Raw genomic sequence first — 13948 nt, 5'->3', positions numbered from 1 at the left:
ATGGTATCCGAGAAAAATATCAACTTGGTTTCCTGTATCATGCCCACTTATAACCGACGCGAATTTGTACCTCATGCTATTCAATACTTTTTACGGCAGGATTATCCGAACAAGGAACTAATTATAATTGACGACGGTACAGATAAGATAAAAGATCTTGTACCTGATGCCGATAATATCCGTTACTACCAGCTTGATGAAAAGATAACCCTTGGTGCCAAGTTAAACATGGCTTGCGAATATTCGCAGGGAAATATTCTGATCAACTGGGATGATGATGACTGGTATGCCCCACATCGCATTACTTACCAGGTAAATGCGCTAAACAATTATGCTGTTGATGTATGCGGTATAAACAGGTTGTTGTATTATGACATACGTAACCATGCGGCGCATACTTATACCTATCCGGTAAATCAAAGGGTTTGGCTATTAGGTAGTTCGTTATGTTATACACGTGAACTGTGGAACAAAAATAAATTTGCGGACATCGACGTTGGGATGGACGCTTATTTTGTTTGGGGCACAAGCGAGGATAAGATCACCGCACTGCCCGATAGCAGTATTGCCGTCCACCTGATCCACGACAGCAACGTTAGCCCCAAACAAACGGACGGCCCATGGTGGCAAAGCTCATCGGTTGATGAGATAAAAAACATAATGAATCATGATTTTGACCGGTATCATCATAATGGTCATTCAATAATACATCCTACCCAGCATCATGATATTAACATTACCCAATATGTTAACCGAACTGTAAAGCCACTTAAAAATATATATACTTGTTGCGTACACGAGAGGGAAGATTGTGTAGTAGATCTTGTAAAAAACCTTCATTACCATGACCCTGACTCTGTTATTTTGCTTTATAACGGAGGAGAAAATAAGCAACTGTTTTCAAGCGGGTTTCCGTACGAAAAATATGGGGCAATTATCTGTCCTAATTCAAAAGTAATAAAGTATGGCTACCTGCACAGTTTTGCGCTGGATTGCATGGAGTTTTGCCTGAAAAACTTTTCGTTCGATATTATAACCATAGTAGATTCTGACCAGCTTTGCCTGCGGCCGAACCACAGCTTGCAGATAGCTAAATTTCTGTACCCTTTAAAAAACGTAGGCGTACTCTCCAATCTGCCTAAACGCATCACACAGCATGATATTCACATCTACACTTCTATACAAGCCTTTAAAGAATATGACCTGTGGAAACCGCTTTTAAATCAGTTTAAAGATGGGGAAAGCAAATTCCTGCACTGGTCGTTCTGGCCGTCAACGGTTTTTACAGCCGATGCGGTAAAAGAACTGGTAAAGATATTCAGACACAATAACCAGCTCCGGCAGATCATGCAAAAATCGGAGATATGGGCTACCGAGGAAGTGATATTGCCAACCTTAACCGCCTTGCTAGGTTTTAAGATAGAAGCAAATCCTAATAGTTATGATTTTGTACAATACAAAAAAGATTATTCCTTAACTGAAGTAATAGATGCTTTTAACAGACCCGATGTGTACTGGATCCATCCTGTTGTACGCGAGTATAACGACCCTATTCGTACACAAATAAGGCAGCAGTTTAACAATTACAATAAATACACGTGTGAAAATAAACCCACAAACCATATGTTATCTACACTGGAGTTATTTAAAAAAGTTAAAGATATAATGGGTTGGCTGGACGAGGCCGAAGCAGATCTGCTATTGTCAGCAACTCTTAAAGCATGTATTGAGCTGCCACAGCCGCACTCAATTGTGGAGGTAGGGAGTTTCCAGGGGAAATCTACTGTGCTTTTTGGCAGTGTTGTAAAAGCTTATTTCCCGGGGGCTAAGGTTTACGCTATTGACCCGCATGAAGGGGTTGTTGGCGATGCCGATAAGATAATAGAAGAGCTTGCACCAACGCTGGAGTCGTTTACCAGAAATATTGAGCAACAAGGCCTTACCAGCCAGGTTGAACTGATAAAAGATTACTCTTTTAATGTTATGTGGGATAAGCCAATATCACTATTGTTTATTGATGGCATGCACGATTACATGAACGTTTCGCGCGACTTTAAACATTTTGCCAAATGGGTAAGCCCCGGCGGTTATATAGCATTCCACGATTATGCAGATTACTTCCCCGGAGTAATGAGCTTTGTTAACGAGACACTTTCAACAGGTGATTATATAGAAATAGATAAAGCTAAAAGCCTGATTGTTGTACAAAAACTATAATTAGTAATCCCCATAATGGCAGATCGCGCACTACTTGAAAAACAAAAGGATACCGCAACGGCAGTTAAAGAAGCAGGTAAAGGTGCGCATCAGGCAAAGAAAAGTATGCCCGATCCAGGCAAATTATTAAGTCCTTCTTCCCCGCGATATGCCGCGTCAAAAGGTTTCAACGCCATCCCGTTATTCAGTAACACGTCTCATTACATTCAAACAAAATTATCAGTTAACCAGCCCGGCGACAAATTTGAGCAGGAAGCGGATGCTATGGCCGAACGCGTACTAAAAATGGATACCCGTTCTGTTGCATCGCCACAAACAATAAATGCAATAACACCTGTTGTACAACGTAAATGTTCGCATTGCGAAGAGGAAGAAAAGAAAAAGCAGTTACAAAGGAAAGAAAGCAATGCCGGCCACCCAAAGGTAAATGATGGCATGACGGGTTATTTGAATGGGCTTCATAACTCAGGCGCACCACTTCCTCAACAGGCCAGAAATTATTTTGAACCAAGGTTCGGGTACGATTTTTCAAAAGTTCGCATCCATATAGATACAGCAGCTACACAATCGGCCAGTTCTATTAACGCGTTGGCTTATACAACAAGCAATAATATTGTGTTTAATAGTGGGCAATACGATCCGCAAACCACTACCGGTAAAAAGTTATTGGGGCACGAGTTAACACATGTTATACAACAGCGCCAGGGCAAAGCTATACAACGGGCGCCAGCCCCCCCAAAGGTGGCCAACTGGTGGGACGGTAAAAGCATAGGCATGGCACCTTCAAAAAAGTTTTGGGATGATATACATCTGTTCTTCCCAAAAGATGGGCGTAAGTTTTCGGGCTCATCAATGGGGAACGTTACCAATATTGATACCGACGATAGAAATATGGCAATAATTGGCAAAGCCTATTGGGATGAGGCCGACCCAATGAAAAGGAAAGCAATGCTGGTACCCTTAATAGAGAAGGTGGATGATAATAGGTATAAACAGGCCCGTATAGATAACGAAGACCTTACTAATGATAAAATTACCGCTAAATTAAAGGCGTTAGCCGGTACCGAACAACAGAGCTATCTTAAAAAATTGACCGATATGGGTAAGTTTGTTAAGAACGACCAGGTGATTGCCTATATAAACGGAGATGAAAATGGGAAGACCGAAATTGTAAGATCAGCAAATGAGACCCTGCTTGATTGGAAGTTTGACCAGAACAGGCTTACAGATGCCGATTTAAATGATCCAAAAACCAATACTCGTTTAAGGGGGCTTTCTACTGCTGATAAATTAAAAAAGGAAACAGATACTAAAAATTTAAGTGCCCAAACAGGCGAAACAACCACCAAGCTCCAGCAGTTTTTACATACGCAAACGCAAACATCTACACCAGTGCCCGATGCTGCGGTTGTAAATAGCGCGGGTGGTTTCACCATGAGCTTCCCTAATGTGGATGTTATTGTTTTGCCTGATACGAGCGGAGGTAGCGGTAACGCCACTTCATTTAAAACAAACCTGCCGACATCTTCATTCCAATTTTCGTTAGATCCCAGTGGTTTAATAACCGGCTTTTTTACAGTTAGTGGCAGGACCCGCACGCCTCTCACACTCCCTTCTAAACTTGTTGTCACTATACAAACAAGCTTTCAGAACATGGGTACGGTTGATAACCCTTCTGCCTACGGCAGAGGTACAACTGCCCAGGATGTAAGATGGAAGGGCACAACCTTGCGGTTTCACGAAGGTAGCCACGGTAAAGGATTTATTGATTTCATAGCATCACATAATTTCCCATCAATTGCATTAGGTACAGTAAGAGCTGCAGATTTTACCACTATTAACGGTTTTATGAGGGCTATGAATGTAGACAGCTGCACCAATGTAGACCAGGTGGGTACTACTCAGGATGCCTTTATAGCCACGCCTGCAGGTAGGGCAAGCGGTATAGTAAGTTGCAGATAGCGTAGCTAAAATTCAAACTGAAATGTCAACCCACGCGCCAATTCAAAAAGCAGGTTTACAAAATAAAGCCGATACCCAAAAAGCGTCGGCTACAGAGCAACAAAACGAAAAGAATAAAAATCAATCAAAAAAAGGTGCCCCGGGTTCAGGTAAATTATTTAAGCCTTCAGCCTCCCGCCCGGCAGATGCTCCTCCCGGAGATAATAAAAAACCTGTAATTGCATTTAGTAGCATCCCGCTATTCAGCTCATCAAATCTCCCTGTTCAAACTAAACTATCTATTAACGTACCTGGCGATAAATTTGAGCAGGAAGCGGACGCTATGGCCGAACGCGTTTTACAAATTGATAGTAAAAGTAAAATTGCCTCGAAACCGTTTACCCGCACAATGCCTGTTGTGCAGCGCAAATGTGCTCATTGCGAAGAAGAGGATGAGAAGAAGCCTATACAAAGAAAAGAAAGTACTACTCGCCATCCGCAGGTAAACAATAATATGCATGGCTATTTAAATAGCCTTTCTAATTCCGGCGCTCCACTGTCACAGGAAGCCAGAAGTTATTTTGAACCAAAATTTGGGTATGATTTTTCAAAAGTACGGATCCATACAGATGCTGCGGCCAACAGGTCGGCGCAATCTATTAATGCGTTAGCTTACACATCGGCAAATAATATTGTATTTAATAGCAACCGGTATTCTATCCAAACTATTGACGGGAAACGTTTATTGGGGCACGAACTAACCCATGTTATACAACAATCGGACGCCGTACAAACCAATGGTTTTGTACAGCGTAAAGGCAAAACTGCCGGAGGCTTTTTTAGCAACCTGGGCAGGGCGTTCCTAAGCATTTTTGGCGATGAGCCCGACTTTAGCGATGATGTGCTTGATAAATATCTGGAGGAAATCAATTCCGGAGAAATTGAAGATGATTACGATAGTGACGATAAAGCACGCATAATTGTCAGGAAATGGAAAGCGAAAAAAATAAATCTTACACAGCAGAATAAGCTGATGTTGATAAAGGAAATGCTTTCAGGCCCAACACTTGGAGATGACGAAGCCGCAATACTTGAACTGCTTAAAGGTTCTGCTGATAACGAAGTTGGGTTTTTGTTAAGCATGATAGACCCAGCTGAACTGCTTGATAAAATAAATGGAGATAACCATAAAGAATTAGAAACGATACTTGCCGACGTAGCTAAAAAGAAAATTCAGATTGGTCCCGAACCGGTTAATATCGTTAAAGCAGAGCGGAAAGATCATGACACACTTTTGGGAGACGGGACGCCTTTAAAGAAAGGAATAACGGTTGATGAGTTTCATAACTATATAACCAAACAAGCTGATTGGTTTTTAGAACCTTCTTTATCCGAAGCTGATAAGGACCTGCTATGGAAAGTAGCAGATACACTTCACCAGGGCGATTATGTAAATACGGCTCTCGGGCTAATCCTGCTAACGGAATTGGGTGCCGCGATAGGCACGCCGGATATGCCTTTCATCATGGCTTATGCGGCCGGGGCAGATCTTGCTGCGCAAACCATCCGTATTACCGCGCCACATAATAAGCTTGCCCGTATAATAGAGCTGGGTAAGGCCATGACGGATCTTAAAGCATTTGTACCAGGCCTTGTATTACGAATTTGTATTGACCAGGCACATTTTGAAAAACTGGTTGACGGGAAACTGATAGGCGATTTTAAAGATTACTACACCAGGTTTAAGCCCACAATTGAAAATCCAAAGGAGGCCGACCCGCTTGTTGCTTTACTAAAAGAGGGCCTGGCTGTCTACATAACTCTTACAGATTGGGTACATGACCTGCATGTGTTTACACCAAATACCCGAAAACGGCTGGTTAAAAACATTACAGATAAAACCCGTAAACGGCCCGTGCTGCTCATATTAATGAGCGGGCTGGACTGGAATGGTGCGTTCCTGCAGGCAGAAAACCTGGAGAAGGTTGTGCTGAATATTAAAAACCTGGCATTGCTTATACAAGGTGCTACAGACCTTAAAGGTGAAATTGCAAGGCTCGATAAAGTTGCCGACGATTACGGACAGATACTAAAAGGCGCTCCGAAACCAATTTTGGGGCAAGTAGTTATTGCAGGGCACGGGCAGGACGATTCTGTTGAACAAATTACACCCGGAACAAACGCAAAATCATCAAGTGATAAAACCGTAGGTTATGACCAGAAGGATTTGAAGTTTGGTGAAGCCGATGGTGATTCTGAAAAGCTTATTGATGAGGCATTGCAAAGAATGGATCCTAACCAGGCACGGATTGTTTTTGCCGGTTGTTTAGTGGGTTCGCACAATGTTAAAGCTGGTGTGATAACAAGTACTAAAAATGCAGCGGCAGAAATTAATGCGGCTATTAAGGCCAATCCTAACCTCAGGGATAAGGTAAATGCACGGATGGCCATGTTAAAGATAAAGGGCAGGGTGGAGGCGGCAAATGCGTCCACCCAGTTCAATGCCTTTACACTTGACGCAAGCGGTAAGGCAAAGCTTGGTTTTAGCGGTGACCCCGATATCGGCGGAACAAAAGATGAATATGTTAAAACAGGTATTGAACCTGAAGGTGCTTTACGTGCTGCCCTTGAAACCTGGGCCGATCCTAATTTTGGCCCCGACTGGACCACCAAAGCCATGAAGAAGCACGTATCTAAGGTGAAAAACGACAAAAATTGGTACGTAACACTTACGCGTATGGCATTTGAATTAGCGCTGCCTGCCGTTGGCGACGTTGACCCACAAGTTATAAATGATCTGGCACACAGGGTATCATACTGGCTATTTGTTGGTTGGGAAGAGATGGCTAATGTAGATCATTTGGCTGTAACTGTAAGGGGTACCGAAGCGCCTAAACTTTTCCCGGTAATGCTGGCATCAGATTTTAAAACTTCGCCGCATTTACCTGTTGTAGTGCAGGAGGCGTGGATGCATATAGATGCCGCGCACGAGCCCAATTTTATGAGTGTGTTACAAGCCACAGCCTTGAAACGATTAAAGCTGTCGGCATTTTTGTCGAAAGCTCTGTTAGGCCCGCATTTACTCAACTTATTAAAATTTACCCCGCCAGCGTTGCCAACTAAGGGCCAAATGCTGCTTGCGCTATCTATGGCTGTAAAAGAGGGTGCGTCAATGCCGGTAGAAGTTAAGGATATGCTAATTAAAGCCGCTGGTGGCGTTAAAACAACTAAATTCCCGGCTGCATTAAACGTAAAGTCATTATTAGATGGTGCAAGCGAGCTTTCGATATTACAAAATATCGGGTTGGCTCCGGGATCTATACAAACATCAGGGCCACCAGTGCTTAACGATGCCAATCTTGATACAGATAATGACAAGAAAAACGACATTTTAGTTGATGTTGATGCTCACAGGGCTACGTTGAAATTCCCGGTAGTTGTACAATCACATCCCAATTTTACACCTCAATCAAAGGTAATTGCCAAGCTGGCAAAAGGTGATGTGGTGAATGTTGTAGGTACAACCAACGGCTGGACAGTAATAGACTTAAAAACCAAAGTTGGATATGTTTTAACTAAGCTGTAAGATTATGAGAGCACATGAAAAAACACCAGCGGATGATAGACTGCTTAAAGTTGGTAATACTGATAAGGAGGCGTTGCATTCCAGGAAAACTTTAACCGCCTCACCCACAAAAGTTCAGGAAAAATTAACAGTTAACACGCCCGGTGATAAACATGAGCAGGAAGCTGATAGCATGGCTAATAAAGTTACAGGCTCGTCAACTAACGCGAGCCGTCTTTCTACGGCAACTTCGCTGCCGGCATCAGAGAAAGAGGAAAGGAATGGTTCCAATAAGTTAGTGAACGATGTTCTGCAATCTGGCGGGCGCCCTTTAAAAAATGATACAAAAGGTTTTATGGAGTCGCGCTTTGGTTATGATTTTAGCAATGTGCGAATACATAACGATAGCAAAGCTGCGCAATCTGCCGAATCATTAAACGCTAAAGCATATACCCACGGAAGCAATATAGTTTTTAATAAAAATGTTGACTATAATTCTACCGGTGGACAGCATTTGCTTGCTCACGAACTTAGTCACGTTGTACAACAATCCGGCACGGGCGCTTCAAACAATATGATACAGCGCCAGCCGCTATCGCCTGATAAGGATGCCGCAATGCCATCGGTTGATCTGCGGGATTCTGCTTCCCCCTTACTTGCAAGTGCTTTGGGCTCGGCCGAAATAAGCCGCTTTAAACTTGGTAGTGCAGAAATACCCAAAGAGGGCATGGGTACGTTACGCTATTCAGCTAAACAGATCCTGTATTTTCTGCAAAAATTCTCTCTGTCTTCAGTAACCATTAAAGGGCATACCGATAAGGTTGGCACAGACGAAAAGAATGTATCGCTTGGGCAGGAGCGTGCCGATGCCGTAAAGGCTTTTTTACTGCAGGAGGGCGTGCCTGAAGCCATTATGAGTACCGAAAGTAAAGGCGAAAGCTCGCCTGCTGTTCCAACAAAAGATAATGTGCAGGAACCAAGGAACAGACGGGTGGAGGTGAGGTTCAGCGTACAAAAAAATCCAATTTCATTTGGGATGGACCTGAAATTACGGCCCCCTGAAAGGGAGGTCACCTTTACTAAGCCACCCGAAAAGCCGAAGATCAACATTGGGGATATCACAGACCCGGGGCCGATAGGGCCGGTACGCGATCCGGATAGCACCGCCTTATGGAAAAAGATGGAAGATGCCCGCAAACAGGTGGAAGAGTTTGATAAAAAGAATCCACAAAAAAACACCAGTGTAAGCGATTTTATTATTGATGGTGTAATGGATAAAGCTATTAAGCCGCTATTAAAGAAGCTGCCTTTATCTGATAAGATAAGGGAGAAGGCAGAAGAATTAATACGTGACGGCATAGAGGCCGGTACCGAAAAAGCAATTGATGTTGCTGTTGATAGCTTGCCTGATGGCTTGGATAAAGATGCTATAAAAAAGGCTGCCAAGGCCGCATTAAAACAAAAAACTAACTAACGTTATTGGTGCCCGATTGTGCGTGTAAAGTGCACATTTACATTGTTTTATTTAGAATATGGCTATTGATAGCTATTGTAATTGACATACTTGTTTTGGAAATTTATAAGACGTAAACCACTGCAGATACCAGGAACCCATATCTATCAATCTTAATACTTAAACCGTAATAATATGTTTGGATCAAACATGCTTGAGGTGGCCCTTGGGGTCATCTTTGTATTTATACTGGTTAGTATAATTTGTACAGCAGTTCGCGAGGGATTAGAAAGCTGGCTAAAAACCAGGGCAGCCTATCTTGAACATGGTATAAGGCAATTGCTTGCAGATAGTGCCGGTACAGGCCTGGCAAAAAATCTTTATAACCACCCGCTTATTTTTGGATTGTTTACTGAGGGTTATAAGCCCGGCAAAACGAACGGTTCGCCTGCATTATTTGCCAAAGGTGGCAATCTACCTTCCTATATCCCATCAAAAAACTTTGCTTTAGCAATAATAGATATAGCTGCGCGCGGGCCAATAACCAATGATGTGAACAGCGACCCAAATACGCCGGTGATATCGCTTGATATTTTGAGACAAAATGTGGCAAACCTGGGCAGCCCAACTGTACAGAGGCTGTTGATAAATGCCATTGATTCGGCCCAGGGCGATCTGAATAAGGCTCAAGCAAACATCGAAGATTGGTATAACAGTGGTATGGACAGGGTATCCGGCTGGTATAAGCGCTCTACGCAGATCATTATTTTCGCGGTGGCGTTATTGGTATCCATCGGGCTAAATATTAATACATTAACCATAGCAGATTATCTTACAAAAAATGAAACTGCCCGCGAAATGCTTGTTAAAAAGGCTGAAGCTATAAACAAACAAGGAGCACCCGATAATCAGACCTATGACAGTGCTAAAGCCGAATTAAATAGCCTGGGCTTGCCAATTGGCTGGTCGCAATTAAACAGCAATACCGATGCTAACTCATTAGTAGGTATTTTTTTTGGCGGGATAATAGGTTGGTTATTAACTGCCCTAGCAGCTTCATTGGGCGCGCCATTTTGGTTTGATATCCTAAATAAGGTAATGGTTATCCGTTCAACAGTTAAGCCGCACGAAAAAAGTCAGGAAGAAGCCTCTGAAGACAGGCAAGCACCCACAAATAAGGTACAAGTTGCAACGCCTGATACCACAGCCCCGGTAGTTACTGCACCTGTAGTTGCATTTCCGACTATTCAGCAGGCAGTTGCTGCTACACCAACAATATCGCAGGGGCAGCAACCAAGTGTGGCCGATGATGATACTGAAGTTGATGGATGTGATGTAGAGGCTACAGATAAAACCAACGACGAAGATTTACCACCAACGCAGGGAGGCGTTGTATAATATGCCAAAATCATTAATATGGCTACCCACTGTATTACAGGAAGCCGGTTTAAAAGTATCACTTTGCCCGGGTTGGGAAGATAGGGGCCACGGCGACGTTGGCCGTATATTTGGTGTAATATGCCATCATACCGCAACACCCGGTAAGCATGGAAACATGCCAACGTTAAACACGCTAATTAAAGGACGATCTGATCTGCCGGGGCCGTTGTCACAGCTTGGGCTTGGTCGCGATGGGACTTATTATATTATTGCTGCAGGAAAATGCTTCCATGCCGGGCAGGGCATTTGGAATGGTGTAGTAAATGGCAACACAAATTTTATTGGCATTGAAGCCGAAAATACCGGCGGCGCTGACGATTTCCCCTGGCCCGAGATACAGCTTGATGCGTATCACCGCGGGGTAGCTGCCATACTTAAACATGTTGGGCAAAGCCACGAATGGTGTGCAGGGCATAAAGAATATGCCTTGCCCAAAGGCCGCAAAAGCGATCCGGTGTTTGATATGGTTGGTTTTAGAACATCTGTAAGAGATATATTGAACGGCAATGCACCTCCGCCGAGGGTAATACCAGCTGCTGAACCTGCACAAAATGGTAAAGCCGGCCGCGCCACAATTCGCCGTGGGGGCAATAACGATACAGGCCTTGTAAAGCAGATACAACAAAAGCTGCGTTTAGAGCAAGATGGCAATTTTGGGCCAAAAACAGAAGCCGCGGTACGCAGCTTTCAATCAAAGAATGGCATAGTGCCGGATGGTATAGTTGGCCCAAAATCATGGCTGATATTGGACAAAATATAATAGTTAATAGTAGATCAGTTAAAATGCCGGGCTTATGACCCGGCATTTTTTGTTTATAATATTTTTATTGAGTCTATTATCAAGATATAAGCCCAAATCCTATAGTGTTATTTATTGCATCTTTTACTACATCTAAGGCTGCATTAATAGCCTGTTCTGCTGCTACAATTCCAACAACCTCTACAGATAGTAAAACCATTTTAGCGGTGTTTTTATGCATATTTAATAATAATGCCGCCTGTTCTTTAGTTATAGTGCCTTTAAGGGACATCTCTTCTATGTCTACTAAACTTTGGGCTAATGTTTTTATAGATGATGTAGCCAGGCTTTCAACCGCAGGCCATTTATCGGCTAACTGCGCTTTAGCGGCACCAAGCATATCGCCTAATATTTTTGAGAAATCAATTGTACTCATGTCGATAAGTTTTAAAGGTTAAATTAAACAGATTCCCGTTTAAGCGCATTTTGTGCAGTAAGCATGGCCTGCAACGACGTTTCAATTAACGTTTTTGTGGTTTCAATAAGTCGTTTGTCGGTGAAACCTGTTTTATGCAGTGCTTCCAGATCGTGTATATTTTTGTTGAGCAGAACAACCATTTCAGTAATTTTAGAATACTTAGGCAGAGCCATTGTCCGGATCTTGAGGTTTTCTACCTGTCCGTATAAATTAATGTAAGTATCCCTAAATTTTTCGTACTTGTTTTCTGCCGGCTGATTATCATCAACGTTTTTTTCGAGTTTAACCAACAGGGTAGATACTTCTGTTGAGATCTGTTGAATACTCTGATCAACATTTTGGTCATATGCGCCTATTAGCACAACATGGCAAGCGGTAAATATTATGGGGGTAATTAGGCCCAAGAGCCAATACCTGGCTTTTGTAAGTTGTAAATACATGATATAAGGGTTTATGTTAAACAAATATATTATTGATAGCTCATATATTACGTGATAGGGCACACTTAATATTAAGTTAAAAATACTTTAACGATAATCAGGCTAATGGTACACTAAATTGATATTATATCCCGAAGTAAAAAATAGCTACTGGTGGTCATTTATATGCTTTTTATGTGCGTCCTTAAGCATTAACTGAGCTATTGTTACATAACTATCTACGCCCTGTAAATAGCTATAAGTAGTCATTGACGTTGTATTGTATTTAATCTAAATTTAAATATTTAACTTCTAAATAAGGCGTAAAATACTTTAAATTTTACGATTTCCGCTAACCCAATATTATACATTAAACTTTATCATATGGCATACAAAATTCTTTCTCTTGATGGTGGCGGTTCATGGGCTGTGATACAGGCCAGGGTACTCAAAGATATATATGGCGATATACACGGACATGAACTTTTGAAGACTTTTGATATGGCGATAGCTAACTCGGGTGGAAGCCTCGTTTTAGCCTGTTTGTGCAATAATATGCTGCTTAGTGATATCATCTCGGTTTTTGAGGATGAAAGCAAACGCAAGCTGGTATTTTCAAAACTGAATTTTTGGGAAAAGCTTAGTCTGCGGAATATTGCGAGTTTAACAAGTGTTTTGGGCCCTAAGTATAGCGCAAAAAGAAAAATGGAGGGCTTAAGGACTGTTTTTACAAAGTACGATTCTTTGATAAAAGAGGGAAAAGCTACAAAGTCGATTGTTGATACACCAATGCATGAATTACCTGCAATTATTGGCAAACCCGATTTGCAGATCATCGTAGTAGGGTTTGATTATTTTAAACAAAGGGCGAGCTTTTTCCGGTCAAATACAAAAAGCCACACCGATGTTTTTAACAACGGAAAGTATTACCAGATCACGCTTGGCCATGCCATACACTCATCAAGCAACGCACCGGTAAATTATTTTGATTCGCCGGCTGAGGCAAGTGTAAGCCTGTTAGGCGGTAACGATTCCCGCAAGGCATGGTATTGGGATGGTGCGGTATCCGGCTTTAACAACCCTATTTTAGCAGGGGTTATTGAAGCTATGACAAATAACAATGGCATCCCCCTAAGCGATTACAATATCTTATCATTGGGTACTGGCACAGGGGGGCGGGCGGTAATACCCGATTATCAAAATTCAACAGATCCGCGTATAGCATCCATTTATCAGAAAAATAAAGATAATAAGCTTGCTATGACAAACAGCCGCACCTCCTTTATATCTGATATTCAAAAAATGTCGACAAGTATCTTGGGTGACCCACCAGATTCAGCAACATTCATTGCTTATTCTATCATTGATCCATCGCTAAGTAATAAGGCCTGCATTGTTCGCATAAACCCCTGCATTAAGCCGGTATTAAATCCGGATAGTTTAATGTTTGAAATACCAAAAGCCTACGCCAATAACGCCGACGATTTTGTTAAAGTAATGGACCTGGATATGGATGCTGTTGCTAATGATGAGGTGAGTTTAATTACACAATTATGCAGCAAATTTATCGTGAACAGTGATCCATGTTTGCCTAACCAATTTATAAGGGGCGATGGAAGTGGTATCCACCTGGGCTATGGTACTTATCGCGAAGCAAAAGCAAGATGGCTAAGCGCTACAGCTGTGTAATTATAAT

9 protein-coding genes are annotated in these 13948 nt (G+C 42.3%); 7 read left to right on the top strand and 2 right to left on the bottom strand.

What is annotated here, in order from left to right:
- The 6 genes from NPE20_RS06075 (at window position 1) to NPE20_RS06050 (ending at window position 11376) form a co-directional block, all read left to right on the top strand.
- Entirely contained in the window at window positions 1–2217 is a 2217-nt protein-coding gene (locus NPE20_RS06075; RefSeq protein WP_256537718.1) for a glycosyltransferase, read from the top strand.
- A 15-nt stretch (window positions 2218–2232) separates the two neighbouring features.
- Complete coding sequence (locus NPE20_RS06070) at window positions 2233–4179, top strand: eCIS core domain-containing protein (RefSeq protein ID WP_256537717.1); 1947 nt, start codon at window positions 2233–2235, stop codon at window positions 4177–4179.
- Window positions 4180–4201: 22 nt separating this feature from the next.
- A complete protein-coding gene (locus NPE20_RS06065; RefSeq protein WP_256537716.1) occupies window positions 4202–7744 on the top strand; it encodes an eCIS core domain-containing protein in 3543 nt (1180 codons plus the stop codon).
- A 4-nt stretch (window positions 7745–7748) separates the two neighbouring features.
- Window positions 7749–9197: an eCIS core domain-containing protein gene (locus tag NPE20_RS06060; protein ID WP_256537715.1), complete on the top strand. Its 1449-nt coding sequence runs from the start codon at window positions 7749–7751 to the stop codon at window positions 9195–9197.
- 174 nt (window positions 9198–9371) lie between these two features.
- Window positions 9372–10574: a hypothetical protein gene (locus tag NPE20_RS06055; protein ID WP_256537714.1), complete on the top strand. Its 1203-nt coding sequence runs from the start codon at window positions 9372–9374 to the stop codon at window positions 10572–10574.
- Between the two features lies 1 nt (window position 10575).
- The gene (locus NPE20_RS06050) at window positions 10576–11376 is read left to right on the top strand and encodes a peptidoglycan recognition protein family protein (RefSeq protein ID WP_256537713.1); all 801 of its coding nucleotides are present in this window, start codon (window positions 10576–10578) and stop codon (window positions 11374–11376) included.
- Window positions 11377–11455: 79 nt separating this feature from the next.
- On the opposite strand, the gene NPE20_RS06045 is transcribed toward NPE20_RS06050, so the two are convergent.
- Both NPE20_RS06045 and NPE20_RS06040 read right to left on the bottom strand, forming a co-directional pair.
- On the bottom strand, window positions 11456–11791 hold the full coding sequence (locus NPE20_RS06045) for a hypothetical protein (protein WP_256537712.1): 336 nt from the start codon (window positions 11789–11791) through the stop codon (window positions 11456–11458).
- 23 nt (window positions 11792–11814) lie between these two features.
- Window positions 11815–12273: a hypothetical protein gene (locus tag NPE20_RS06040; protein WP_256537711.1), complete on the bottom strand. Its 459-nt coding sequence runs from the start codon at window positions 12271–12273 to the stop codon at window positions 11815–11817.
- A gap of 363 nt (window positions 12274–12636) precedes the next feature.
- On the opposite strand from NPE20_RS06040, the gene NPE20_RS06035 reads away from it, so the two are divergent.
- A complete protein-coding gene (locus NPE20_RS06035) occupies window positions 12637–13941 on the top strand; it encodes a patatin-like phospholipase family protein (protein ID WP_256537710.1) in 1305 nt (434 codons plus the stop codon).
- Window positions 13942–13948: the final 7 nt, after the last annotated feature.

This window comes from Mucilaginibacter aquariorum (assembly GCF_024498135.1).
In the GTDB taxonomy this organism is placed as follows: domain Bacteria; phylum Bacteroidota; class Bacteroidia; order Sphingobacteriales; family Sphingobacteriaceae; genus Mucilaginibacter; species Mucilaginibacter aquariorum.
This window is presented reverse-complemented; position numbering and strand designations above follow the sequence as displayed.

What these genes read in the sequence shown, in the direction of transcription:
- NPE20_RS06075 (WP_256537718.1), top strand. Translation starts at nt 1, where the DNA reads ATGGTATCCGAGAAAAATATCAACTTGGTTTCCTGTATCATGCCCACT.
- NPE20_RS06070 (WP_256537717.1), top strand. Translation starts at nt 2,233, where the DNA reads ATGGCAGATCGCGCACTACTTGAAAAACAAAAGGATACCGCAACGGCA.
- NPE20_RS06065 (WP_256537716.1), top strand. Translation starts at nt 4,202, where the DNA reads ATGTCAACCCACGCGCCAATTCAAAAAGCAGGTTTACAAAATAAAGCC.
- NPE20_RS06060 (WP_256537715.1), top strand. Translation starts at nt 7,749, where the DNA reads ATGAGAGCACATGAAAAAACACCAGCGGATGATAGACTGCTTAAAGTT.
- NPE20_RS06055 (WP_256537714.1), top strand. Translation starts at nt 9,372, where the DNA reads ATGTTTGGATCAAACATGCTTGAGGTGGCCCTTGGGGTCATCTTTGTA.
- NPE20_RS06050 (WP_256537713.1), top strand. Translation starts at nt 10,576, where the DNA reads ATGCCAAAATCATTAATATGGCTACCCACTGTATTACAGGAAGCCGGT.
- NPE20_RS06045 (WP_256537712.1), bottom strand. Translation starts at nt 11,791, where the DNA reads ATGAGTACAATTGATTTCTCAAAAATATTAGGCGATATGCTTGGTGCC.
- NPE20_RS06040 (WP_256537711.1), bottom strand. Translation starts at nt 12,273, where the DNA reads ATGTATTTACAACTTACAAAAGCCAGGTATTGGCTCTTGGGCCTAATT.
- NPE20_RS06035 (WP_256537710.1), top strand. Translation starts at nt 12,637, where the DNA reads ATGGCATACAAAATTCTTTCTCTTGATGGTGGCGGTTCATGGGCTGTG.